Origin of the sequence: Kurthia huakuii LAM0618, assembly GCF_000505545.1 — a bacterium.
GTDB classification, from domain to species: domain Bacteria; phylum Bacillota; class Bacilli; order Bacillales_A; family Planococcaceae; genus Kurthia; species Kurthia huakuii.
The window spans coordinates 516,729-542,693 of record NZ_AYTB01000008.1 but is presented as its reverse complement, the minus strand read 5'-3'; the positions used below and the strand labels follow the sequence as shown (position 1 = coordinate 542,693).

Sequence of the window (25,965 nt, the reverse complement as noted above, 5' to 3'; positions counted from 1 at the left end):
GAATGTATCAGTTTGAAATATTAACAACGCAAGAAGAATGGCTTCCTTATAAAGAGAAGTGGCAACAAATTATTAATGCTAACAAATCGGATAATCCATTCTTAGAGTTCGATTTATTGTACACATGGTGGGGAACCGTTGGGAGAAATGAAGTAATCAAAATTTATGTTTGTACATTAGATAATGTTGTTCAAGGATTTTGGCCATTACAACTGGTATCAACAAAACAAGGTGAACAATATCAATTTGTTGGGAACCTTGATTTGAACTATATGGACTTCATCATTTTAGAAGAAAATAAGCAACATATTATTCCAGCGTTTTTAAATGAATTATTGGGTGGTGAACAAGCTGTTACGTTAGAGTTGCGAGGAGTGGAAGAAGCTTCATCGACTAATGAAATTTTAGAGCATACGTTCATGAAAGAAAAATATTTATATAACTTCACACGTACAGTATCGCCGTATACGAGTTTGGTTGAAACCCCGCGTGAGGTATATGCACCTGTTAATAAATCTGTGCTTCAAAAACGTATCAAGCGTTTAAATAAAATTGGTGAATTGAAATTTCGTTATGCAACTGAAAAGGATTTGCCAGAGATTTTTGCACTTTTTGATAAACGCTGGCAAAAGAAGATGGATACAAGCGGTTTTACAGCACCAGAGAAACAAGCATTTTTCCATGAGATGATGCGCTACGATATTACAAAGGTAGAAGTACTAGAATTAGATGACACTTTACTTGGATTCAGTTATTGTTTTTCAAAGGGATCAAGATTTGTATGTTACTTGCATTCATTCGATGAAGATTATCGTCGATTTGGAGCAGGGAATTTACTCGATTATTTTATGACGATTCGCCGTTACGAAGAAAATGTTGATATTTTAGACTTTAGCATTGGTTATGAAGATTATAAATATCGATGGGCAACGCATAGTAATTTCGTTCGCACGTATTATGTTGCAAATAATCCCGGAAAGGCGATTTGGCAAAAGAAGATGTTGCTTGGGAAATGTGTTGAAATAACAAAAAAATCGCCAAAAATTGTTAAGTTAAAGCGCAATACATTAGGTGCGGCGAGATATTGGCTACGTAATTATCGAGAGTTACCGCAATACACACAAGAGAATATTTTTACAACAGAAGTTGAACTATATCGTTTACCGGCGCGTACGCTTAAACCATTGAAAACAGCTGAACAAGTGAGCTATCGCGAATTACAAGGGAAATTGTCACCTATTGAAATTGATTTATTGTATCGACAATATCAATTTTACAATGTTAATGGAACAGTTGTTCAAGTGAATGATCGAACATGTAAAGATGATGATTGGTACTATACGATTTTATTAAAGAAAAATGAGCGCTATATTCCGAATATGACAATGAGTTATGCAGATGAAGTAGCAAGGAATTTTAATGACAAAATGATTTATACGAAAGTGGACGCTTCGAATGAGTCTTTAAAAAATATCTTAAAAAATTTAGGTTTTGTATATGTAACAACGATGCAAGTATCGAGATTCTTTAAACAGAAAAAAATGTTTTGTGATGATTTTGAAGTAATTGATGCGACGAAGGTGACATTAACGAAATGAGGTGAATAAATTTGGTACAACGACAGGGAATATTTGTCGTTTCATTGGATTTTGAGTTGGGATGGGGCGTACAAGATATTAATCGAGGTGGGAATTATGATCAAAATATATTGGCGGTATACGACGTTGTACCAAGGCTGCTCCAACTTTTTGAACAACATGATATTCATGCAACGTGGGCTACAGTAGGAGCTTTATTTGCAGGTTCAATGAGCGAAATAAAAGCATATATCCCAATGGATAGACCAAGTTATAAAAAAAAGCAATATGCACCGTATGAATTGATTGATAATAAGTTAATTTATGAACAAGATGTGCGTTATTTTGGCAAATCACTTATTCAACAAGTATTAGATACACCACACCAAGAAATAGGAACACATACATTTAGCCATTATTATTGCTTAGAAGATGGTCAGACAAGTAATCAATTTAAGCAAGATATTGAAGCGGCGTTGGCTATTGCAGATAGAACATATACATCGATTATTTTCCCGCGCAATCAAGCGAATAAAGATTATTTGGATATATGCAAAAGTTTGGGGATTACAGCGTATCGTGGAAATGCACGGCATTTGTTATATGCCCCACAGTGCCACGAAGCAGGTTGGAAATGGCGCCGTGTTTTGCAAATCGCTGACACGTATTGGAACTTAACAGGTCATCAAACTTTTCCAATTAACGAGATTAAAAAGAACCCAATTTGGAATATTCCGGCAAGCGCTTTTATGCGACCGTATCATCGTAAATTACATCTTTTAGAGCGGTTGCGTATTCGTCGTATTAAAGAAGCGATGACATATGCGGCAAAAAATAAAGAAGTTTACCATTTATGGTGGCATCCACATAATTTAGGAAAACACGTTTTTCGTAACTTTAAAGCTTTAGAGGAAATTTTTGAACATTATGATGAACTGCATAAAACTTATGGATTTAAAAGTAAAAATATGCAAGAAATCGTTGACGAGATGGAGAAAAAAGAAAGGGGTTGAATGGCATGAAAGTACTCGTGACAGGGGGCGCAGGCTATATTGGATCAATGGTATGTATTGAATTGTTAAATGAAGGTCATGATGTGTTTATCGTCGATAACTTTTCAAATAGCGAAATGGGTACTATTACAAAGATTATGGGAATTACGGGAAAAATGGTGCAATATGCAAATGTTGATATTACAGATCGTACGGCACTTGAAGTCATTTTCAGATCGTATCAATTTGATAGTGTTATTCATTTAGCAGGTAAAAAATCTGTTAGTGAATCGATTGAAAATCCATTGCAATATTATTACGATAATTTAATTGGAACAGTAATGCTTGTGCAGTTAATGCAACAATATGATGTTCAATCGATTATTTTTAGCTCATCTGCGACGGTTTATCATCCAGCTTCAATTTGCCCAATACAAGAAACTGCTACATTAAAAAGTTCTAGTCCATATGGTCGTACAAAACTGGCAATTGAAAACTTTTTCCGTGAGTTGACTGCAGCACATTCGAATTTTTCTGTAGTATTACTACGTTACTTTAATCCAATTGGAGCACATTCTTCTGGAGAAATGGGTGAAAAACCACTTGAAGTGCCTAATAACTTATTGCCATATTTAATGGACGCTGTGAGTGGTAAGCGACCGATACTCGAAGTCTTTGGAAATGACTACGATACAGTTGATGGTTCGGGTGTTCGTGATTTTATCCATGTTGAGGATTTAGCGAAAGGTCATATTAAAGCGTTGTATTATAGTATGCAAAATACAGGTTGCGAAGCTTTTAACCTTGGATCTGGTACGGGGTATAGCGTTTTACAACTTATTGATACCTTCGCAAAAGTCAATGAAATTGATGTTCCATATCATATTGGGCTTCGTCGAGAAGGTGATATCCCTGTAAGCTTTGCCGATATTTCAAAAGCGCAACGTTTTTTAGGGTGGAGGCCAAATAAAACATTAGAAGAAATGTGTATAGATGCGTGGCGTTGGCAATTGAAATTGTTAAAAGAACAACATGTCGAAGCTCAAATTGTATTTCCGTCAAAAAAAACTGTTTGATTATGAATTGGAAATGATAAAAATTTGTTTTTTATTAATAATATAAGGGTAAAAAGACTAATGTGGTAAATTATCTATAAATTACAAGGTATGTCAAAGAAGAAACAGTTAATTGAAATAGGCCTTTAGGTAATTTATAAGAAGTAGCAGCAGTGTCTATTGGGAAATTCATTGAAAGTCGAATAACCGCAAAACCATGAGTAAAAAGTTATATACAACAATTGTTTTTTTTGTTATTATTGGTTTGTACTATTAGCGTAGTAGAAACATAAAGGAGTGAGTAGCATGCTGGAAAAGGATGAAGCGCGCTTAGACAGTTTAATTTTAACAGTTGAGAAACGCCTTAGTCGATTTGAAAAAAATGTTTCTCACATGCAGAAAAAATTAACGGAATTAAAAACGATGCAGCAAATCATCGAACCTTCTAAAGACTTATGGCACACAAAAGCTGTTTAATTAATAATATAAAAAAGAAGTCGCCTAGTTAAAAATAGGCGACTTCTTTTTTTATGAATGTGAAAAGCTGTATAGTATAGTTTTACTTCGAAATGCTGTACACTTAAACAGAACTTTAACGAGAAAGAAAGTAGGGATCTACACATGGCTAGGGGCGTTTATATACACATTCCTTTTTGTCATCAAATTTGTAACTATTGTGATTTTAATAAAGTATTTTTTAAAAATCAGCCAGTAGATGAATATATTGAAGCACTTGGACAAGAGATGCGCATGACTGTTGAAAATAATCCACAAACTTTTACGCATATCGAAACAATTTTTCTAGGTGGTGGTACGCCGACATCGCTATCTGTTGAGCAGTTAACACGTTTGATGGAATTAATTCATTTATATATTCCATTAGAACAGGTGATGGAATTCTCGTCGGAGGCAAATCCAGATGAATTGACGCATGAAAAATTAATGGTGTTAAAAAAATATGGAATTAATCGATTGAGTTTAGGTGTTCAATCATTCAATCAAGAAATTTTAAAAAAATTAGGTCGTACCCATTCAAATGAGCACGTTTTTAAGACGTTACGTGATGCAAAGGAAATTGGTTTCAGTAATATTAGTATTGATTTAATGTATGGCTTGCCAGGTCAAACACTTGAACAATGGCAAGAAACATTAGATATTGCTTTTTCATTAGGCTTACCACATTTTTCTGCATATTCATTAATTGTTGAACCGAAAACAATTTTTTATAATTTAATGAACAAAGGAAAGTTAAGTTTACCGGGTGAAGATTTAGAAGCCAAAATGTATGATATGCTCATGCAACAAATGGAAGCGCATGGTTTAACGCAATATGAAATTAGTAATTTTGCAAAAAAAGGCTTTGAATCAACACATAATTGTATTTATTGGGAAAATGATGAATACGCTGGATTTGGTGCGGGAGCAAGCGGCTATTTAAATAATGTACGCTATCAAAATATTGGCCCATTAAGAAAATATATTGAAGCGGTCGAAAATGGAACACTTCCTTTATTGGATACACATGAGGTAACAAAAAAAGAACGTATTGAAGAAGAAATGTTTTTAGGCTTACGCAAAACAGCGGGGGTATCAAAACAACAGTTTATTGAAAAATTTGATGTACCTATGGAACAATTGTTTGCAGAACATATTGCCAAGTTGGAAACAGAAGGCTTGATTGATAATACAGAAGATGTCTTGAAACTAAGTTACAATGGTCGTTTTGTAGGCAATGAAGTTTTTCAACAATTTTTATTAGAATCATAAGCTTATACGTTGACATAAAAAGTAACATTCGTTATATTAAATATAGTGTTAGCACTCACTAAGAACGAGTGCTAAAAAGAGGTGATGATCATGTTAACAGATCGACAACTACAAGTGTTACAAGTAATCGTTGACGATTTTATCTCTTCTGGACAACCGGTCGGTTCACGTCAAATTGCGAAAAAAGACAATGTGTCGTTTAGCTCTGCTACGATACGTAATGAGATGGCGGATTTAGAAGACTTAGGTTTTTTAGAGAAGACACATACTTCATCGGGGCGTGTGCCATCGGAAAAAGGATATAGATTTTACGTGGATCATTTGTTAAAACCTCAAATAATTACGAACCAAGAAATTGCGACCATTCGATCAGTATATGCTGATCAGTTAATGGAAACAGAGCAAGTGATTCGTGAATCCGCTAATATTTTATCTGATTTAACGACATATACGTCTGTTATTTTAGGTCCCGATGTGCATATGCATAAAGTGAAACGATTTCAAATTGTGCCTTTATCGGCGACGCAGGCTGTAGCAATTATTGTGACCGATAGTGGACATGTTGAAAATCGTGTGTTTACACTACCAGAAGATTTCGACATGCGCCGTATTGAAAAAATCGTGAATATTTTAAATGACCGCTTAGTTGGCAAGCCTCTTGTTGAGATTCCTCTTCGTATTGATGGGGAAATTGCACAGTTGATTAGAGAGCATGTTGGCGCGTACAGTGATTTTGTGTCTAGTTTATTTAACCGTATTTCGGCACAAGATGAAGGGCGCATTTATTATGGTGGTAAGACAAATATGTTAAATCAACCAGAATTTCATGATATTAATAAAGTGCGTATGTTGCTCGACATTATGGAAAAAACACCACAAGTGCAAATGCTTTTCCAAGCAGGCAATCAACAAGGCGTGCAAGTTCGAATTGGCTCGGAAAATAATTTATTAGCAATGGAAGATTGTAGTATTATTACCGCATCGTTCGATGTTGGAGATGATCAACACGGCTCAATTGCAATTATTGGCCCAAAACGGATGGACTACAAGCGTGTCGTGACGTTGCTCGACTTTATGAGTGGCGATTTAAGCCGACTGCTAACAAACAATCGCTAAGATGACATCTTGAAGGAGGATGACCAGTGACTGATGAAAAGAAAGAAAACCAAGAACAAGCAATCGAAGAAACAGAAGCTGTAGAAGAAGTAGTGGAAACAACGGAAGAAGCTGAAGTTGTTACAGAAGCTATTGAAGAAGCAGCTGAGGAAGTAACGGCAGTAGACCCTATTGAAGAGTTAGAGGCAAAACTTGCAACAGAGGAAGAACGTTATTTACGTCTTCGTGCTGATTTTGATAACTTAAAACGTCGTAGTCAACTTGATCGCGAAGCACAAGCTAAATATCGTGCCCAATCTTTATTAACAGATTTATTATCAGTACTTGATAATTTCGAGCGTGCTTTATCGGTAGAAGCAACTACTGAAGAAGCACAAAATATGAAAAAAGGTATTGATATGGTTTATCGTGCACTTGTTGAAGCAACAGAAAAAGAAGGTTTAACTATCATCGCAACAGAGGGTGCACCATTTGATCCAAATGTACACCAAGCAGTGATGCAAGAATCAGATCCAGAACAACAATCTGGCATCGTACTTCAAGAGCTTCAACGTGGTTATCAATTAAAAGATCGCGTTTTACGCCCAGCAATGGTAAAAGTTAACGAATAATTGAAACTAAATTCAGGCAAAAACGTAATAAGTAAATAGAATAGAATGGAACAAACGTCTAAAAAGGCGCTTAAATATAGGAGGAAAATTCAATATGTCTAAAATTATTGGTATTGACTTAGGTACAACAAACTCATGTGTAGCAGTATTAGAAGGCGGAGAACCAATCGTAATCGCTAACAAAGAAGGCGCACGTACAACTCCTTCAGTTGTTGCTTTTAAAAATGGCGAACGTCAAGTTGGGGAAGTAGCAAAACGTCAATCAATTACAAACCCTAATACAATCAGCTCAATTAAACGCCACATGGGTACAGATTACAAAGTACAAGTGGAAGATAAAGAATATACACCACAAGAAGTATCAGCAATGATTCTTACACACTTAAAAGAGTATGCTGAAGATTACTTAGGCGAAAAAGTGACAAAAGCGGTTATTACTGTTCCTGCTTACTTCAACGATGCAGAACGTCAAGCAACAAAAGATGCTGGTAAAATTGCTGGTCTTGAAGTAGAGCGTATTATCAACGAACCAACAGCAGCAGCACTTGCTTATGGTTTAGAAAAACAAGATGTTGATCAAAAAGTATTAGTATTTGACCTTGGTGGCGGTACATTTGACGTATCAATCCTTGAATTAGGTGATGGTGTCTTCGAAGTACTAGCAACTGCTGGTGACAACCGTCTTGGTGGCGATGACTTTGACCAAGAAGTTATCGATTACTTAGTAGCAGAATTCAAAAAAGAAAATGGTATTGATCTTGCTAAAGATAAAATGGCATTACAACGTTTAAAAGATGCTGCTGAAAAAGCTAAAAAAGAACTTTCAGGTGTTACAACAGCTCAAATTTCTCTACCATTCATTACTGCTGGTGCAGAAGGTCCTTTACACTTAGAAGTATCATTATCTCGCGCTAAATTCAACGAATTAACTGCTAATTTAGTAGAGCGTACAATGATTCCAACTCGCCAAGCACTTAAAGATGCTGGTCTTTCAGCATCAGAAGTAGACCAAGTTATTTTAGTTGGTGGTTCTACACGTATTCCTGCAGTACAAGAAGCTGTAGAAAAAGCAACAGGCAAAGAACCTCATAAAGGTGTAAATCCTGATGAAGTTGTAGCATTAGGTGCTGCAGTACAAGGTGGCGTTCTTACAGGTGATGTAAAAGATGTCGTATTACTTGATGTAACTCCACTTTCTTTAGGTATCGAAACAATGGGTGGCGTATTCACAAAATTAATCGATCGTAATACAACAATCCCAACATCTAAATCTCAAGTATTCTCAACAGCGGCAGATAATCAACCTGCAGTAGATATTCACGTATTACAAGGTGAACGTTCAATGGCTGCTGACAATAAAACATTAGGTCGTTTCCAATTAACAGATATTCCAGCAGCACCACGTGGTATTCCACAAATCGAAGTTACATTTGACATTGATAAAAATGGTATCGTAAGTGTTACTGCGAAAGATCTTGGTACACAAAAACAACAAAATATTACAATCCAATCAGATTCAGGCCTTTCTGAAGATGATATCGAGCGTATGGTTCAAGAAGCGGAAGCAAATGCAGATGCTGATAAAAAACGTAAAGAAGAAGCAGATCTTAAGAATGAAGCAGATCAATTAGTATTCCAAACAGACAAAACATTAGCTGACCTTGGCGAACAAGTGACAGCAGATGAGAAAAGACCAGTTTTAGAAGCAAAAGATGAGCTAGCAAAAGCAATTGAAGCAGGTGAACTAGAAGTCATTAAAGCTGCAAAAGAAAAACTAGAAGGTTTATTACAACCATTAGTAATGAAAGTTTACGAACAAGCTGCAGCTGCGCAACAAGCAGAGCAAGGTGAAGCAGGCGATGACGCAGCATCTAAAAAAGATGATGGCGTTGTAGATGCTGATTTCACTGAAGTAGATGACGATAAAAAATAATGCGATGAAGCCCAACTGGCACATCACACGATCGACAACTAAATAGCCTTTTAGTAAAAGTCCATCGTATATAAAGAGCCAAAGACCGTATCCGGGCTTTGGCTCTTTTCAATATATCGAAACCTGAAAAAACATGATACAATAATAGCTATGCGAATAGAGCGGGAGTTGACTAGTAAAAATGGAAAAACGTGATTATTATGAAGTGCTAGGTGTCGAAAAAACAGCGACACAAGCAGAGATTAAAAAGGCATACCGTAAATTATCAAAACAATATCACCCGGACATTAATAAAGAACCAGGTGCAGATGAAAAATTCAAAGAAATTGCAGAAGCATATGAAGTGCTAAGCGATGATCAGAAACGTGCTCAATATGATCAATTTGGTCATGCAGGTGCACAACAAGGATTTGGCGGAGGTTTCGGCGGCTTTGGCGGCGGAGGAGACTTCGGTGGCTTCGAAGATATCTTTAGTTCATTCTTTGGTGGTGGAGGCGGCAGTCGCCGTCGTGATCCGAATGCACCACGTAAGGGCGCAGATATTGAACATTCAATTATTCTATCATTTGAAGAAGCTGTATTTGGTGTAGAAAAAGAAATTGAACTTGTACGCGATGAAACATGTGAAACATGTCATGGCGCAGGTGCGAAACCAGGGACTACAAAAGATACATGTTCAAACTGTCATGGTACAGGTCAAGTGAATGAGACAGTTAATACACCATTTGGTCAAATGACGAACCGCCGTGCATGTCAAGTGTGTGGCGGGATAGGTTCAATCATTAAAGAGAAATGTGAAACTTGCCATGGTGCAGGGAAAATGAAAAAACGTACAAAAATCAAAGTATCGATTCCAGAAGGGATTGACCATGGACAAACAATTCGTGTCAGTGGTAAAGGAGAAGCCGGATTAAATGGTGGCCCTTATGGCGATTTATATGTCACTGTGCGTGTTCGTCAAAGCGATAAATTTGAGCGTGATAACGACGATATTTACTACGAATTACCGATTACATTTGCACAAGCTGCACTTGGCGATGATATTGAAGTACCAACTGTACATGGTAAAGTAAAAATGAAAATCCCTGCTGGTACGCAAGGCGGAGATCGTTTCCGTCTACGCGGCAAAGGTGTTAAAAATGTACAAGGTTATGGTCAAGGGGATCAGCACGTCATTGTCAAAGTTGTAACACCGAAAAAATTAAATGCAAAACAAAAAGAATTATTACGTGAGTTTGCGGAAATTTCTGGTGATATTCCAGAAGAACAAGGTAGCTCATTATTTGATAAAATTAAACGTAAAATTAATGATTTAAAAGACTAAATTTAGGAGTTGATTGCAAGTGAAATGGTCAGAACTATCCATTCACACAACGGAAGAAGCGGTAGACGCAATTTCGAATATTTTACATGAGGCCGGCGCTAGTGGCGTCGTTATTGAAGACTCACAAGATTTTGAGCGACAACGTGACCAACAATATGGAGAAATTTATGCATTAGATCGCGAAGATTTCCCGCAAGAAGGGGTCATCGTAAAAGCTTATTTACCGGTATCGAGCTTTTTAGCTGAAAACGTTAAAGAAATCAAACTTGCAATCAATAACCTTAAAAAATTTAATATCAATCTTGGTGCGAACGAAGTATCGTTATCTGAAGTTGATGAAGAAGATTGGTCAACTGCGTGGAAACAATATTATCATCCTGTTAAGATTTCAAATCGCTTTACAATTGTGCCAACATGGGAAAACTATGAGCCTGTAGAAAGCGATGAGTTGATGATTGAGTTAGATCCTGGCATGGCATTTGGTACAGGTACACATCCAACGACGGTTATGAGCTTGCAAGCATTAGAAAAGCATGTTCAACAAGGCATGTATGTAACCGATGTTGGTACAGGATCTGGTGTTTTAGCAATTGGTGCATCCATGCTTGGAGCAAACCATGTTCATGCGCTTGATTTAGACCCAATAGCAGTGCGTTCTGCAAAAGAAAATATCGCCTTAAATAAAATCGGTGGTACGATTGATGTTGTTGAAGGTGATTTACTTGATACAGTTAAAGAACCAGCAGATATTGTTGTGGCAAATATTTTAGCAGAAATTATTATGACATTTACGGATGACGCGTACACAGTTGTAAAACCAGGTGGTTTATTTATTACATCAGGTATTATTGAAACAAAAAAAGAAGATGTGAAGCAATCACTTACAAATGCAGGATTTATCATCGATGAAGTTATGATGATGGAAGACTGGGTAACGATTGTGTCACGTAAACCGGAGTAGCGCGATGCAACGATATTTTACAGAACAACGATTTAAAGAGGATGTTGTCTCGATAAAGGGTAATGATGCACGCCATATAACAAAAGTTATGCGTATGCGCGAAGGTGACGAAATCATTATTGTTGAATGTGAAGAAATTGCCCATATTTGTACGATTGCAAGTTTTGATGAACAAGCGGTTATCGTTCGCCAAACCGGTCGTACAATTTCTTCTCCGGAGTTACCTATTCATGTAACAATTGCTTGTGGATTGCCAAAAGGTGATAAATTAGATTTGATTGTCCAAAAAGGGACAGAGCTAGGTATGTATGCAATGCAACCATTTGAAGCAGCCCGTTCAATTGTGAAATGGGACGAAAAAAAAGGGACGAAAAAAATAGAACGTTTGCAAAAAATCGCAAAAGAAGCAGCAGAACAATCACATCGGACGCATATCCCGAACGTATTGCCGGCAATTTCTTTTGCACAACTTGTCAAATCATGTGCAAATTATGATGTTGTATTTGTAGCGGATGAAGAAGATGCAAAAGCAGAAGAACGTACGCGACTTGTCGATAAGCTGAAAAAGGTTTATGATTGTAAGTCGATGTTAGTTATTTTTGGACCAGAAGGCGGTATTGCTCGTAATGAGACTGAAAAACTTCGTGAAGCGGGCGTTATTACTACTTCACTAGGACCAAGAATTTTGCGCGCAGAAACAGCTCCGCTTTATATGTTATCTGCGATTTCATATGAATTTGAATGATAAGAAAGAGGTGTCGAAGCCTTGTCTAAAGTGGCTTTTCACACATTAGGTTGTAAAGTAAATCATTACGAAACAGAAGCAATTTGGCAATTATTTAAAGAGGATGGTTATGAACGTACAGATTTTGATCATCAATCGGATGTATATGTCATTAATACATGTACAGTAACAAATAGTGGCGATAAAAAAAGTCGTCAAGTCATTCGTCGAGCTGTTCGTAAAAATCCAGATGCCGTTATTTGTGTAACAGGTTGTTATGCACAAACATCGCCAGCAGAAATTATGGCGATTCCAGGTGTCGATATTGTTGTTGGTACACAGGATCGTCAAAAATTATTAGGGTTAATTGAAGATTATAAAGAAGAACGTCAACCAATCAATGCGGTACGTAATATTATGAAAAATCGTGTTTATGAAGAGTTAGATGTACCATACTTTACAGACCGTACGCGTGCTTCATTAAAAATCCAAGAAGGCTGTAATAATTTCTGTACATTTTGTATTATTCCTTGGGCGCGTGGCTTAATGCGTTCACGAGATCCTGAACAAGTTGTGAAGCAAGCACAACAACTTGTAGATGCAGGATATAAAGAAATTGTTTTAACAGGAATTCACACAGGTGGATATGGCCAAGATTTAAAAGATTATAATTTGGCGATGTTACTTCGTGACCTTGAAACGAATGTTAAAGGGCTAAAACGTCTGCGTATTTCATCGATTGAGGCTTCTCAAATTACCGATGAAGTAATGGATGTATTACGCAATTCAAAAATTATCGTTAACCATTTGCATATTCCAATTCAAGCGGGTTCGGATACAGTGCTAAAACGTATGCGCCGTAAGTATACGATGGAATTTTTCGGCAATCGTTTACAACAATTGAAAGAAGTATTGCCAGATTTAGCAATTACATCAGATGTTATTGTAGGCTTCCCAGGTGAAACCGAAGAAGAGTTTATGGAGACATATAACTTTATTCGTGATTATGAATTTGCGGAACTACATGTCTTCCCGTTCTCAAAACGTACAGGTACACCGGCAGCACGCATGGAAGATCAAGTAGATGAAGCAGTTAAAAATGACCGTGTACATCGCTTATTATCATTAAATGATCAACTTGCGAAACAATATGCTAGTCGTTTTGAATATGATGTGTTGGAAGTTATTCCAGAAGAAATTGTTAAAGATGGCGAAGAACATGCAGGTATGCTTTTAGGGCATACAGCTAATTATATGAAAGTAGCTTTTGAAGGTACTCCAGATATGATTGGGCAAATTGTGAAAGTAAAAGTAACGCAATCAGGTTACCCGATTTCTACAGGGCAATTTGTACGTGTGATGGACGATGAGCCTGCTGAACTATAACGAAAAGCTTCTCGATTTTTCGAGAGGCTTTTTATTTTGCTGAATAATACTTTAATGTTAAAATATTATTGAAAATAAGAGGAGGTTGTGTCAATGGGTCGCGTAGAAAGTAAAGTAGCATTAGTAACAGGCGCCGCATCAGGTATTGGTTTAGCATCAGCACAATTATTAGCACAAGAAGGAGCAAAGGTTGTATTAGCTGATTATAATATTGATGGCGCAAAAGAAATAGCTGCACAGTTAGTAGAGCAGGGATTTGAAGCGACTGCGGTCTTTTTAAATGCAGCAGAGGAACAATCAATTAAAGAAGCTATTGAATTCACGGTCGACACATACGGCCAATTAAACGTACTGTATAATAACGTAGGTGTAACAAATCCACAAAAAGATTTGGATGTTGTGAATATTGATTTAGATGAATGGCATCGCGTTATGAATATTAATTTAAATTCTGTGTTATTAGGTGCGCGTTACGCTATTCCTTATATGCAAAAAGCAGGTGGCGGTTCAATTATTAATACGGCATCTATGGCTGCGTTTGCATCAGATCAAATTCGCTCAGCATATGGTGCTTCGAAAGCCGGCGTTGTTCAATTAACAAAATATATTGCAACGCAGTACGGGAAAGATTATATTCGTTGTAACGCGGTAGCACCAGGATTAATTATGACGCCAGCAGCAAAAAATAATCTACCACAAAAAATGTTAGATATTTTTACAAAATACAATGCGTTACCATACAATGGAGAAGCTGAGGATATCGGTTATGCGGTTGTTTACTTAGCATCAGATGAATCGAAATTTATGACGGGTCAAACGTTGGAAATAGAAGGCGGTCATTATATGGCTAACCCAACGATTTCAGATTTAAATGATTTTACACAACAAGCGTAATAGTTTATAGTAAACAGGAATTGTCTAACTGCAATTCCTGTTTTTAGTTTGCGTTGTCTACACGCTCTTTTGATGAGAAATAAGGTATAATTTAACATAGAAGGTAGGTGACAGCTGTGCAAAAACTGCGAATCACTCTTATCATAATCGCTATTATTATACCGGTGCTTATCAGTGTGTTACAACGTCCAGCTTTAAGCAACTCGCTGGCCGCACTCGAAAACGGTGTATCTATTAACGAGCAACCAAAACAAGAACCTATTGTGATACAACCGGCACCAAAGCCACAAAAAATACCTGTTGTAAAAGAAGAACCTAAGAAAAAGGCAACAAAAACACCAAAGAAAAAAGTGAAGCCCGTCATTGTGTTAGACCCGAGTCATCAGGAAGTTAAAAATTTATCGATGGAGCGTGTGTCATCTAAATCTACAGAGCGTAGTGCTAAGCAACTAGCAAGTGCTAGTGGGGTTTTAACGCATCAAAAAGAATATCGCGTGACGATGATGTTTGCAAAAGAACTGCGCCACCAACTTGAAAAGAAGGGCTATAAAGTAGTTTTAACGCGCACAAAGCATGATGTGGATCTCTCAAATAGACAGCGTGCAACATTTGCTAATAAACAACACGCAGCATTAGTTATTTCACTGCATGCTGATGGAGGCAAAAATTATCAGCGAGGATTTTATGTTATGAGTCCAACGAAAGAAGCTGTATCAAAAAAACGCTATCATACGAGCAAAAAACAGGCAGAGCGTATTTTGCGTGCTGTAGCCAAAGAAGATAAAATTTTTTCTGACGGTCATTTTTATCGCGACGATTTAGCATTGTTTAATTTCACAACAATGCCCGTTATTTCATTGCAACTAGGGTTTTTAACAAATGTGAATGATGATAAAAAATTAGCGAATGATCGTTATATCCATGAACTTGCTAAGTGGGTGTCTAATGGCATTCCGATAGCTAAATAAGCTGAAAAGGAATTGCATCGTCATGCAATTCTTTTTTTTGTTACCATTCATGTGTTTTAAGTCGATTCTACGGGGCATTATTTTAGAAATACTTTCTATTTATGTCCCATCATGCTATCCTAATGAGAGGTACGGACAACTTAAATTAAAGGAGAGTTTTTCATGACTGAAAATTATGCATCATATATTGATCATACATTATTAAAACCAGAAGCAACAAAAGAGCAAATTATCGCTTTATGCGCAGAAGCAAAACAATATGATTTTGCTTCTGTTTGTGTAAATCCTACATGGATTGAAACAGCTGCGAGCGAATTAGCGGGTGCTGTTTCAAAAGTATGTACGGTAATCGGCTTCCCATTAGGAGCAAGTACATCTGAAGTAAAAGCATTTGAAACAAAAGATGCGATTGCTAAAGGTGCTGGCGAAATCGATATGGTATTAAACATTGGTGCATTAAAAGGTGCTGAGTACGAAGCGGTGTTACATGATATGAAAGCGGTTGTAGAAGCAGCGAATGGTACGCTTGTAAAAGTTATTATTGAAACATGTTTATTAACAGATGCTGAAAAAGTAAAAGCTTGTGAATTAGCAGTAGAAGCAGGTGTTGATTATGTGAAAACGTCAACAGGATTTTCTACGGGCGGTGCAACGCCAACAGATGTCGCATTAATGCGTAGCACAGTAGGGCCAGACCTTGGTGTAAAAGCATCAGGTGGTGTTCGTTCGTTAGAGGATTTAAAGGCGATGATCGAGGCAGGTGCAACGCGTATTGGCGCAAGCTCTGGTGTGAAAATTATGCAAGGTTTAGCTGCAGAATCAGACTACTAATAAGAAAATTATTATTCGACTAAAATTTTTCAATATCTATTGACCGCATAAATATTATCTGTTATAATTTTTTAGTACACAACGATATGAACATATAACAGTATCATGTTGTGTTGATGTGTGTTCGGAGGGAGGGAAAAGAGATGACAAAAACTGTCGTTAGAAAAAACGAATCGCTTGAAGATGCTCTTCGTCGCTTCAAACGTACTGTTTCTAAAAGCGGTACTATTCAAGAGGTAAGAAAACGCGAATTTTATGAAAAACCTAGCGTAAAACGCAAAAAGAAATCAGAAGCTGCTCGTAAACGTAAGTGGTAATTTCCATTCCTAGACAATCCCTACGTTCATAAACACGCACTATCATGATTTAACAAATTGCAAATGAATGAGACCTGAAGATTTATTCTTCAGGTCTTTTTTGTTTGATAAATATGTGATGTAGATATAGTGTTGAATGGGAAGAGACTAGCTTTTGACTAGTCTCTTGTTATTTTTTTAGCAAGATATGCGACTTTTTTTGGAAAGGATTGTATGCTTAAAGAGTAGAGAAGGAGGTGCTATGTTTGAATATCATTATTCTAATTTTACAACTTGTTGTGATGGGTGTCTTTATTTATTTTTTAAGTGGGCGTTTGATGGGGACAAAATTGAATATGATAAAACTAGTTTTATCAGCAGTTTTAAGTGTTGTGCTTACAACATTTGTTTTTTGGTATTCTTATTTTCGTCATACAAATTATTTGAATCAAGATGTGCTTCAGCAAGTGTCGAATATTGGTACACTCGTTTGGTTCGGTAGCATGCTCTTGATTGCCATGCTCTTTTATTTGATTTTTGAGTTGTTTGACCCGAAGCAAGAAAGTGATTTTCAAGCAAATCAAGAAAATGCCTTATTAAAAATTCGTAGCAATTATTATCGTAAGCGCCGTCTTGCACAAGTGTTTCGCATTGCCTTTAAACAAGGGATAGGGAAAGCACTACAGTATAAACGCTCTTATGAAAATGATCGTTATATCGCGGTTGTATTACGCAATATTTTGGAAGAAACGGGCGGCATTTTTATTAAATTTGGGCAAGTATTATCAACGAGAAAAGATATTTTACCACCGGTTTTTATTGAAGAATTTTCAAAATTACAGCAAAATGTTCGACCGATGCCGACGGATGAAGTGCAACAAATTATTCGCCGCGAGTTCGGCGAGGACCCAAGCGTTTATTTTAAATATTTTGCTGAACAGCCATTTGCAGCAGGGTCGATTGGTCAAGTGCACCGCGCACAGTTGCGAGAGACAAATGAAGAAGTTGTTGTGAAAGTGTTGCGTTCGGATGTGACACGCATTATGAATAAAGATTTGGACATTCTGTTGCACTTTGCAATGTGGTTGGAAGAAGAGTCAACTTGGGCAGAAAATTTAGGGTTTTATCAATTAGCAACAGGTTTTGCGAATGGCTTACGCGAAGAAATTAATTTTGATATTGAACGTCGTAACATGGAACAAATTACGAATGCGTTAAAAAACTCAGGTCATAAGGTGCGTATTCCAAAAGTATATCCAGAGCTATCAAATCGTAAAATTTTAGTGATGGAATATATGAAAGGTGTGCCGATTACAAAATCAGCACCATTACTGAAACAACGTGGTATAGAGCAACAGCAAGTACTGAGTGAACTATATGGAGCATTCCTAGAACAATTGCTTGTTGCGGGTGTGTTTCATGCAGACCCACATCCGGGAAATGTGTATGTTATGGAGGATACTGGGGAACCGGTATTTTTGGACTTTGGTGCGGCAGGACGTATTGGACCGCTACAAAATCGAGGGCTCCGTACGCTATTAATAGGTATTGCACGTAATGATGTGAAAATTATGGCGCAAGGTCTTGAAAATTTAGTGACAGATGGTAATTTAAAAAACCGTGCAAGCTTAGAACAAGATTTAAGTCAATTACTCATTAGCATTCAATATATGGATAAAATTTCGACCGAAACATTAGTACAGCGCTTATTTGATATTATGAAGAGTCACGAGTTAAAGTTATATCCTATGGTTAGTATGGCGTTACGCGCATTGATTACGATAGATGGTACGCTGAGTTCAGTCAATCCGCAGTATGATATCTTTAATGAAGCGAAGCGCTTTTCAATTGAAAATAAAGAAGACTTAGCACAAGCTGTGACATTTGATGAACTCAAAACAACAGCGGTACAAGAAATGATTTTATTAATGCCTCAATTGCGTGATATACCACGTCGTGTAGATCAAATCGTGCAAAATTTTGAACGTGGTGAAATGACGGTTAAGGCAAATATTTTTGCCGACGCGAAAAATGCGACATTTATCTCGCATTGGCTATCGCTGTTAATTTTATTAACCGTCGCTGTCACATTTGGTTTTATTTCGGTAGCGTTACTCGCAATTGCCCAGTTTATTAATGGGATGTATGCGGTGTATTTAAACACTGCTGCATTTGTTGGGTTATTTTTAAGTTCCGTTATTCTTGTGCGTTTGTCTGTACAGGCCCTTCGCTATTCTAAAAGAATTTAAATATTTTGAAACTTTTCTTGCATAAATCCGTAGATAAAGTAAGCACAGCAACGAAAGGGTGATAAAAAGTGAAACAATTGGCCTTAGTCGGAAGTGTGCTATTGCTTAGCGGATGTACACCTGAGTCGGCTGCAACATGGTCACTCGCGCACCCACTTATTATTACTGTTATTTTGTGCATTGCTAGCCTTAGTCTCGTGTTATCACTGTTCTCAGCAAGTGGCATCGCACCGATTATCGTGCACCTATTAGCAATTGGCTTTGTTTACGGTATTTTTTATGTAGAAGGAAGTTTGACAGCGCTTGCAGTAATGATGTTGATTCTCGGGCTGTTTTTATTAGCTTTCGAGCTTATTGTACCTGGAGGGATTGTCGGCAGTATAGGTTTTGCACTCATTATTATGAGTTTAATGTCGATTGCACCGTATGCGCCGTATATGCTGTATTCAATTTTAACTGCACTTATCGTCGCAGTAGTAGGAATGGTGATTATGATGAAATTTTTCGGTAAAAAACTCAATGTCTTTAACAAGATGGTTTTATCCGATGCGACTGATACGGAAAAGGGCTATGTGTCGAATGTCAACCGTACGGAACTTTTAGGGAAAGTTGCAATCACTTCTACACCGTTGCGACCATCAGGTACGGCGATGTATGGAGAGGAGCGACTTGATGTTGTGACCGAGGGAGGATTTATCGGCGCTAACACAGAGGTTGTGATTATTGCAGTTGAAGGTGTGCGTATCGTTGTGCGTGCAAAAGAATAAATAATAGAGGAAGAAGGGGAAAAGATGATATCAATCGGAACAATTATTGCAATCGTGGTCGTTTTTGTCGTACTGGTTTTATTATTTACATTTGTACCAGTTGCATTATGGATTTCAGCACTAGCAGCTGGTGTTAAAGTTAGTATTTTTACATTAATTGGTATGCGTTTGCGCCGAGTTATTCCATCGCGCGTCGTAAACCCGTTAATTAAGGCGCATAAGGCAGGGATTGAAGTAACAATCAACCAACTTGAAAGTCACTATTTAGCTGGCGGTAATGTCGATCGTGTTGTGAATGCATTAATTGCAGCGCATCGTGCAAATATTGATTTAACATTTGAACGTTGTGCGGCGATTGATTTAGCAGGACGTGACGTTTTAGAGGCGGTTCAAATGTCTGTAAATCCAAAGGTTATTGAAACACCATTTATTTCGGGTGTAGCAATGAACGGGATTGAAGTAAAGGCAAAGGCGCGTATTACAGTTCGTGCAAATATTGATCGTTTAGTTGGTGGTGCAGGTGAAGAAACCATTATCGCGCGTGTAGGTGAAGGGATTGTCTCAACAATTGGTAGTGCCAAACATCACACGGAAGTACTTGAAAACCCTGACATGATTTCACAAACTGTGTTATCGAAAGGTTTAGACTCTGGTACAGCATTCGAAATTTTATCGATTGATATTGCGGATGTCGATATTGGTAAAAATATTGGTGCTGAATTACAAATTGAACAAGCACAGGCAGATAAAAATATTGCACAGGCAAAAGCAGAAGAACGTCGCGCGATGGCTGTTGCAAGCGAGCAGGAAATGATTGCGCGCGTTCAAGAAATGAAGGCGAAAGTAGTCGAAGCAGAAGCAGAAGTACCACTCGCATTAGCAGAAGCATTTAAACAAGGGAATATGGGTGTTATGGATTATATGAATTATCAGAATATCCAAGCAGACACATCGATGCGCACATCATTAAGTAAAATGGATGATTCACAACAAGACGAAAAATAAGGGGGTCTAGCGTATGGAAGGACTCATTATTTTTATTATTATCTCGCTTATTGGGTATTTTTTTTCAGGTAAAAAAGGTGAGGGAAAATCGAAAAAAAAACGACCGACAACAGCGGATAAGCCGAATCGTTTAGAAGATTTAATGCAACAAATGAAAGACAAAATGAATGATATTGAGCAAGAAACAAAGCCGCTATCAAAACGCCAAGAGCAAGCAAAAAAAGTGGCGCAACAAGCAAAGAAGCGTGCAGAGCAATTAGCGCAACAACCGCACGATAAAGCACACATCGATGCATTCGAGCATACGGTACATCATGCTCTAGAGCAAACTCCATCAAAAAGAGTACATGTGAAATCGATGGATCAAATGCTCAACGAACGACTAAAACCCGTAACATCCAAACAACATCCACTGTTTCATTCTAAAAATGATGTGAAACGCGCGGTGTTAATGGCCGAAGTATTAGCACCACCAAAAGCAAAGCGTAAATAACGAAAAAAGAGGGTACTAGGAAGTAAGAAGTACTCTCTTTTTTTCATGGGAATACTTTGCACCAATGAAGTGATAATGCTACAGTAAAGTTAAAGCTAGGCAATTCTTGATTGAGGAGAATGAATATGACTGAACAACAACCTATTCAACTATCATTAAAAGACCCGAATGAAGCAGTAATGCTTTTAGGTACATCTGATGCTAATTTGAAATTAATCGAAGAAGCTTTTGCGGTACAAATTATTACGCGAGGGGATACGATTAACATTATTGGTGACGAGGCGCAAAAAGAACTCGCAGCTGCGCTTATTGATCAGTTGTTACGGGTCATTCGTAAGAACATTAATATCAATCAACGCGACGTTGTGTCGGCGTTGGAATTAGCAAAAACAGGGAAAATTGAATATTTTGCAGAGCTATATAATGAAGCAATTGCACATACGACAAAGGGGCGTGCCATTCGCGCGAAAACGATTGGGCAACGTCAATATATTCGAGCAATGCAAAAGCATGACCTTGTATTTGGAATTGGGCCAGCTGGTACCGGTAAAACGTATTTAGCTGTTGTTATGGCCGTTCAAGCGCTCAAAAATGGCCATGTAAAACGTATTATTTTAACGCGACCTGCAGTTGAAGCTGGGGAATCATTAGGGTTTTTACCTGGGGATTTAAAAGAAAAGGTAGACCCTTATTTACGTCCATTATACGACTCGTTACATGATGTGTTAGGTCTTGATCAAACTACGCGAATGATTGAACGTGGCACGATTGAAATTGCACCACTAGCATATATGCGTGGTCGTACGCTTGATGATGCCTTTGTAATCTTAGATGAAGCACAAAATACAACAAAGGCACAAATGAAAATGTTTTTAACACGCCTTGGTTTTGGCTCAAAAATGGTCATTACAGGCGATAGAACACAAATCGACTTACCAAATGGTGTCGCTTCAGGTTTGACACATGCGGAACATATGCTAAAAGGAATTAAGGAAATTTCATTCCAAATACTTGAAGCGGGAGATATCGTTCGTCACCCAATCGTTGCAAAAATTATTAATGCATACGACACAAACCAATAGTCGATAGCTCGTAAGAAAGGGGTGAGTCGATTGACAACGATTATACAAAGGCTCCAGCGATTATTACCATTTCGATTTTTATTAATTGCTGTGCTGAGTGTTGTTGGAATAGTTCAGTTCATTTTAATGATGAGCAATATTCAAGGGCAACACTATAACGTTAAATTATTTCAAGTTTCACCTGAAACAATTCGTGCGGTAAAAACGGTAGAAGATGTTGAACAAACAAAACTAGATAGGCAAGCTGCTGCAGATAGCGTGGAACCGGTCTATACATATTCAGAAGAAGTCGGGAAAAACCAGGCATCGGTTGTACGCTCTATTTATAATTATGCACTCGATGCAAAAAAAATCGATGCCACGAATGATTCTGCGAAGGCTAAAAAGGCACAACAAAAAAAACAACTTGCAACATTAAAAAAATCATTGGATAGCAAAGAATTAAATCTTGAAATGACCGATGAAGATTTACGTGTACTATTAGCTGCGTCTACTAATGAATTAGAAAATGCACGCGACTCTGTTGCAGAAAAAGTAACGAATGTTTTAAAAGAACCGGTACGCGAAACCAATGTTGCTGAAAAGCGAGAATCGATTGGTAATTCTATTCGCTTAACGTACTCATTTCCGACAGATCTAATGAATGTGAGCATTCGTATTGCACGTGGTGCGATGGTGGCCAATGAATTACTTGATCAACAAGCAACGGACCAAAAACGCCAGCAAGCGAGTGATAGTATTGATCCGACTCGTATTTTACAAGGGCAAATTATCGTGCAAGAAGGCGAAGTAATCGACCGCGATGTGTATCATCAATTAGAAGTAACGGGAATGTTATCGGCGCATCAATCGCTAAAGCCTTATATTGGTCTTAGCTTATTAATCATGATTCAAATGATCTTTTTTTATATGATTTTTAACAATGCGAAAAAGATGAAAGTTGAACATAAAATTCGTAATTTATTAATCGTATCGATTATTTATATCGTGAGCATAGGGTTTATGGAATTGCTCGGTATTGTTGACCGAGAGTTTGATATTTTACTTGGCTTTTTATTCCCAGCTGCGCTTGCACCGATGCTTATACGTATGCTCGTAGGTGAGCGAATTGCTGTATTAATAACGATTATGCTTGGTTTATCGGCCGGTCTAATTTTCCAAGAAGGTTACTCTACTGTGATGCAAATGGAAGTAGCATTGTATATGATTTTGAGTGGGATGAGTTCACTTTATTTTGTACGCAATATGGAAAAACGTTCGAAAGTATTACAGACGAGCTTTGGTGTCGCAATTGTTAACATGTTATTTATTGCATTTTATTTATTGATGACGCAATCGACATATACCGGAAAAGAGCTTATCTTTTATTTAGTAGCAGCACTTGTATCGGCGCTATTATCAGGAGCATTAACAATTGGTACGTTGCCATTTATTGAAACGACATTTGGCATTTTATCGAGCTTACGCTTGATCGAATTATCAAGTCCAAATCATCCATTATTGAAAAAGATTTTAATGGAAGCACCAGGAACGTATCATCATAGTGTTATGGTTGCTAATTTAGCAGAAGCGGCATGTGAAGCGGTAGGCGCAAATGGCTTACTAGCTCGTGTAGGATGTTATTATCATGATATTGGCAAAACAAAACGCCCGGGATTTTTCGTCGAAAACCAAACAAATGGCTTAAATCCGCATGACCATTTGCCACCAGAGAAATCTCGCGATATAATTATTGCTCATGCGGAAGATGGTGTGCGTATTTTAGAAAAATATAAAATGCCGAAAGAAATCGTTGATATTGCACGGCAACATCATGGTACAACAGCGGTAAAATTTTTCTATTATAAGGCGAAGCAACAAGATTCAACTGTGAAGGAAGCTGACTATCGTTATCCAGGACCAAAGCCACAAACAAAAGAAATTGCTATTATAACAGTAGCTGATAGTGTAGAGGCTGCGGTACGTTCGATGAAAGAACCTACACCAGAGAAGATTAAAAACTTAGTCCATGCTATCGCGCAAGATAAGTTGCAGGATGGCCAGTTTGATGAATGTGATTTAACAATTCAAGAGTTGCATACAATTGAGCAAGTGTTCTGTGAAACATTGAATGGAACATTCCATTCGCGTATTGAATATCCAGAGCCAAACGAATAAGACTTATGGATTGCTTAGGAGGCACATATGTTAAGTATTGATTTTTTAGATGAAACAGGAAAAATAACAACGCAGGATTTGGAACTTGTAGAAGGATTGTTACAACATGCGGCGAAAATTGAGCAAGTAGAAGATGGTACTGAATTATCAGTGACGTTTGTTACGAATGAAGCTATTCATGAAATTAACAAAGAGTATCGTCATAAAGATGCTCCAACAGATGTTATTTCATTTGCGCTAGAGGAACTTGGTGAAGGTGAAACAGCGATTATTGCAGAAGGTATGCCACGTATTTTAGGTGATGTCATTATTTCAATTGATCGTACGCGTGAGCAAGCTGAAGAATTTGGGCATTCATTTGAACGCGAACTAGGATTTTTAGCTGTACATGGCTTACTACACGTTTTAGGTTATGACCATATGGTTCCTGAAGATGAAAAAATCATGTTTGGTAAACAAGATGAAATTTTAGAATCATATGGCTTATCACGCGATACGAATGAACGTCACTAAATTTATACGTTCATTTCGCTATGCACTAAGCGGAATGAAACAAGCTGCAGCTGAACAAAACTTTCGCGTCGATGTTGTCGCGGCTGTTGTTGTTTTAGCTGTTAGTTTTTTTACAGGCTTATCAGCAATGGAGTGGTGCATCATTGTACTATTAATTGCCGGTATGCTTGCGCTTGAAATGATGAATAGTGCGATTGAGCGTGTCGTCGATTTAGCAACGCAAGACATTCATCCACTTGCCAAAGCTGCTAAAGATATAGCAGCTGGTGCGGTATTAATCTATGCTGTTGCTAGCGTCGGTATTGCGTGCATCATTTTTTTACCAAAATGGTTTTAAACAACGGAGGAATTTATTTTATGTCAGAGTTCAAATCAGGCTTTATCTCAATTATTGGCCGCCCAAACGTTGGAAAATCAACGTTTTTAAATCGCGTAATCGGACAAAAAATTGCGATTATGTCAGATAAACCACAAACTACGCGTAACAAAGTGCAAGGCGTCTTAACAGAAGATGATGCGCAAATGATTTTTATTGATACACCTGGAATTCATAAACCGAAGCATAAGCTAGGAGAATTCATGTCAAAAGTATCAAAAAATGCATTGCGTGAAGTAGATGCAATTATGTTTATGGTTAATGCACAACAAAAATTAGGTTCAGGTGACCGTTATGTCATCGATATGCTAAAAGGTACGAAAACGCCAGTATTTTTAATTATTAATAAAATTGATACGATTCATCCAGATGAAATCTTAAAAATTGTTGATCAATATAAAGATGAGTTTGATTTTGCGGAGATTGTGCCAATTTCAGCTCTTCAAGGAAATAACGTCGATAATTTATTAACAACACTTAAAAAATATTTACCAGAAGGTCCTCAATATTATCCAGCCGATCAAGTAACCGATCACCCAGAACGTTTTATTATTGCGGAATTGATTCGTGAAAAAGCACTACATTTAACGCGCGATGAAGTACCACATTCACTTGCTGTTGAAATCGAAAAGATTCGTCGTGAGGAAGATGAGGACCGCGTTCATGTGATGGCAACGGTTATCGTTGAGCGCGATTCACAAAAAGGGATTATTATCGGTAAGCGCGGCGCTATGTTAAAAGAAATTGGTACGCGTGCACGTAAAGATATTGAAAATTTATTAGGCTCAAAAGTGTATTTAGAATTATGGGTAAAAGTTCAAAAAGATTGGCGTGACCGTTCTTCACAATTACGTGATTATGGTTACCGTGATGATGAATACTAATAAG

The 25,965-nt window shown here is 37.5% G+C and carries 25 protein-coding genes; all 25 read left to right on the top strand.

From position 1 onward, the window contains the following. The first annotated feature begins 2 nt into the window (after window positions 1–2). The 25 genes from V514_RS0107085 (at window position 3) to era (ending at window position 25,961) form a co-directional block, all read left to right on the top strand. Complete coding sequence (locus V514_RS0107085) at window positions 3–1,598, top strand: GNAT family N-acetyltransferase (RefSeq protein ID WP_029499235.1); 1,596 nt, start codon at window positions 3–5, stop codon at window positions 1,596–1,598. Between the two features lie 11 nt (window positions 1,599–1,609). Further along, a complete protein-coding gene (locus tag V514_RS0107080; protein ID WP_029499234.1) occupies window positions 1,610–2,590 on the top strand; it encodes a polysaccharide deacetylase family protein in 981 nt (326 codons plus the stop codon). A gap of 5 nt (window positions 2,591–2,595) precedes the next feature. Then, window positions 2,596–3,645 carry a UDP-glucose 4-epimerase GalE gene (gene galE, locus V514_RS0107075; RefSeq protein WP_029499233.1) on the top strand — a complete coding sequence of 350 codons (1,050 nt, stop codon included), beginning with the start codon at window positions 2,596–2,598 and terminating at the stop codon, window positions 3,643–3,645. 285 nt (window positions 3,646–3,930) lie between these two features. After that, window positions 3,931–4,101, top strand: coding sequence for a hypothetical protein (locus tag V514_RS20355; RefSeq protein ID WP_161630177.1), 171 nt, complete (start codon window positions 3,931–3,933; stop codon window positions 4,099–4,101). Between the two features lie 144 nt (window positions 4,102–4,245). Continuing rightward, the gene (hemW, locus tag V514_RS0107065; RefSeq protein WP_029499231.1) at window positions 4,246–5,391 is read left to right on the top strand and encodes a radical SAM family heme chaperone HemW; all 1,146 of its coding nucleotides are present in this window, start codon (window positions 4,246–4,248) and stop codon (window positions 5,389–5,391) included. A gap of 90 nt (window positions 5,392–5,481) precedes the next feature. Next, entirely contained in the window at window positions 5,482–6,507 is a 1,026-nt protein-coding gene (hrcA, locus tag V514_RS0107060) for a heat-inducible transcriptional repressor HrcA (protein WP_029499230.1), read from the top strand. Window positions 6,508–6,533: 26 nt separating this feature from the next. After that, window positions 6,534–7,118, top strand: a complete 585-nt coding sequence (gene grpE, locus V514_RS0107055; protein ID WP_029499228.1) for a nucleotide exchange factor GrpE — start codon at window positions 6,534–6,536, stop codon at window positions 7,116–7,118. Window positions 7,119–7,212: 94 nt separating this feature from the next. Beyond that, window positions 7,213–9,051, top strand: a complete 1,839-nt coding sequence (dnaK, locus tag V514_RS0107050; RefSeq protein ID WP_029499227.1) for a molecular chaperone DnaK — start codon at window positions 7,213–7,215, stop codon at window positions 9,049–9,051. A gap of 181 nt (window positions 9,052–9,232) precedes the next feature. Beyond that, window positions 9,233–10,375 carry a molecular chaperone DnaJ gene (dnaJ, locus tag V514_RS0107045; RefSeq protein ID WP_029499226.1) on the top strand — a complete coding sequence of 381 codons (1,143 nt, stop codon included), beginning with the start codon at window positions 9,233–9,235 and terminating at the stop codon, window positions 10,373–10,375. Window positions 10,376–10,394: 19 nt separating this feature from the next. After that, the gene (prmA, locus tag V514_RS0107040) at window positions 10,395–11,336 is read left to right on the top strand and encodes a 50S ribosomal protein L11 methyltransferase (RefSeq protein ID WP_029499225.1); all 942 of its coding nucleotides are present in this window, start codon (window positions 10,395–10,397) and stop codon (window positions 11,334–11,336) included. Window positions 11,337–11,340: 4 nt separating this feature from the next. Next, window positions 11,341–12,081 carry a 16S rRNA (uracil(1498)-N(3))-methyltransferase gene (locus V514_RS0107035; protein WP_029499224.1) on the top strand — a complete coding sequence of 247 codons (741 nt, stop codon included), beginning with the start codon at window positions 11,341–11,343 and terminating at the stop codon, window positions 12,079–12,081. 21 nt (window positions 12,082–12,102) lie between these two features. Beyond that, complete coding sequence (gene mtaB, locus V514_RS0107030) at window positions 12,103–13,446, top strand: tRNA (N(6)-L-threonylcarbamoyladenosine(37)-C(2))-methylthiotransferase MtaB (protein ID WP_029499223.1); 1,344 nt, start codon at window positions 12,103–12,105, stop codon at window positions 13,444–13,446. Window positions 13,447–13,539: 93 nt separating this feature from the next. After that, window positions 13,540–14,340 (top strand): SDR family NAD(P)-dependent oxidoreductase, encoded by an 801-nt coding sequence (locus V514_RS0107025; RefSeq protein WP_029499222.1) that lies wholly within the window; start codon window positions 13,540–13,542, stop codon window positions 14,338–14,340. 176 nt (window positions 14,341–14,516) lie between these two features. Continuing rightward, window positions 14,517–15,308 carry an N-acetylmuramoyl-L-alanine amidase gene (locus V514_RS0107020; RefSeq protein ID WP_029499221.1) on the top strand — a complete coding sequence of 264 codons (792 nt, stop codon included), beginning with the start codon at window positions 14,517–14,519 and terminating at the stop codon, window positions 15,306–15,308. Between the two features lie 162 nt (window positions 15,309–15,470). Continuing rightward, window positions 15,471–16,139 carry a deoxyribose-phosphate aldolase gene (gene deoC / locus V514_RS0107015; protein WP_029499220.1) on the top strand — a complete coding sequence of 223 codons (669 nt, stop codon included), beginning with the start codon at window positions 15,471–15,473 and terminating at the stop codon, window positions 16,137–16,139. Between the two features lie 143 nt (window positions 16,140–16,282). Next, window positions 16,283–16,456: a 30S ribosomal protein S21 gene (gene rpsU, locus V514_RS0107010; RefSeq protein WP_010287987.1), complete on the top strand. Its 174-nt coding sequence runs from the start codon at window positions 16,283–16,285 to the stop codon at window positions 16,454–16,456. Window positions 16,457–16,692: 236 nt separating this feature from the next. Further along, on the top strand, window positions 16,693–18,684 hold the full coding sequence (locus V514_RS0107005; protein WP_235073169.1) for an ABC1 kinase family protein: 1,992 nt from the start codon (window positions 16,693–16,695) through the stop codon (window positions 18,682–18,684). A 68-nt stretch (window positions 18,685–18,752) separates the two neighbouring features. Beyond that, window positions 18,753–19,451 (top strand): NfeD family protein, encoded by a 699-nt coding sequence (locus V514_RS0107000; protein ID WP_029499218.1) that lies wholly within the window; start codon window positions 18,753–18,755, stop codon window positions 19,449–19,451. Window positions 19,452–19,475: 24 nt separating this feature from the next. Then, a complete protein-coding gene (gene floA / locus V514_RS0106995) occupies window positions 19,476–20,456 on the top strand; it encodes a flotillin-like protein FloA (RefSeq protein WP_029499216.1) in 981 nt (326 codons plus the stop codon). 13 nt (window positions 20,457–20,469) lie between these two features. After that, on the top strand, window positions 20,470–20,949 hold the full coding sequence (locus tag V514_RS0106990) for a hypothetical protein (protein ID WP_029499214.1): 480 nt from the start codon (window positions 20,470–20,472) through the stop codon (window positions 20,947–20,949). A 125-nt stretch (window positions 20,950–21,074) separates the two neighbouring features. Then, window positions 21,075–22,031, top strand: coding sequence for a PhoH family protein (locus V514_RS0106985; RefSeq protein ID WP_029499213.1), 957 nt, complete (start codon window positions 21,075–21,077; stop codon window positions 22,029–22,031). A 30-nt stretch (window positions 22,032–22,061) separates the two neighbouring features. Continuing rightward, on the top strand, window positions 22,062–24,188 hold the full coding sequence (locus V514_RS0106980) for an HD family phosphohydrolase (protein ID WP_029499211.1): 2,127 nt from the start codon (window positions 22,062–22,064) through the stop codon (window positions 24,186–24,188). A 27-nt stretch (window positions 24,189–24,215) separates the two neighbouring features. Next, a complete protein-coding gene (gene ybeY, locus V514_RS0106975; RefSeq protein ID WP_029499210.1) occupies window positions 24,216–24,701 on the top strand; it encodes an rRNA maturation RNase YbeY in 486 nt (161 codons plus the stop codon). Continuing rightward, the gene (locus V514_RS0106970) at window positions 24,688–25,038 is read left to right on the top strand and encodes a diacylglycerol kinase family protein (protein ID WP_029499208.1); all 351 of its coding nucleotides are present in this window, start codon (window positions 24,688–24,690) and stop codon (window positions 25,036–25,038) included. The genes ybeY and V514_RS0106970 overlap by 14 nt, the downstream gene beginning before the upstream one ends. 20 nt (window positions 25,039–25,058) lie before the next feature. Beyond that, complete coding sequence (era, locus tag V514_RS0106965; protein WP_029499207.1) at window positions 25,059–25,961, top strand: GTPase Era; 903 nt, start codon at window positions 25,059–25,061, stop codon at window positions 25,959–25,961. The last annotated feature ends 4 nt before the right edge of the window (window positions 25,962–25,965 follow it).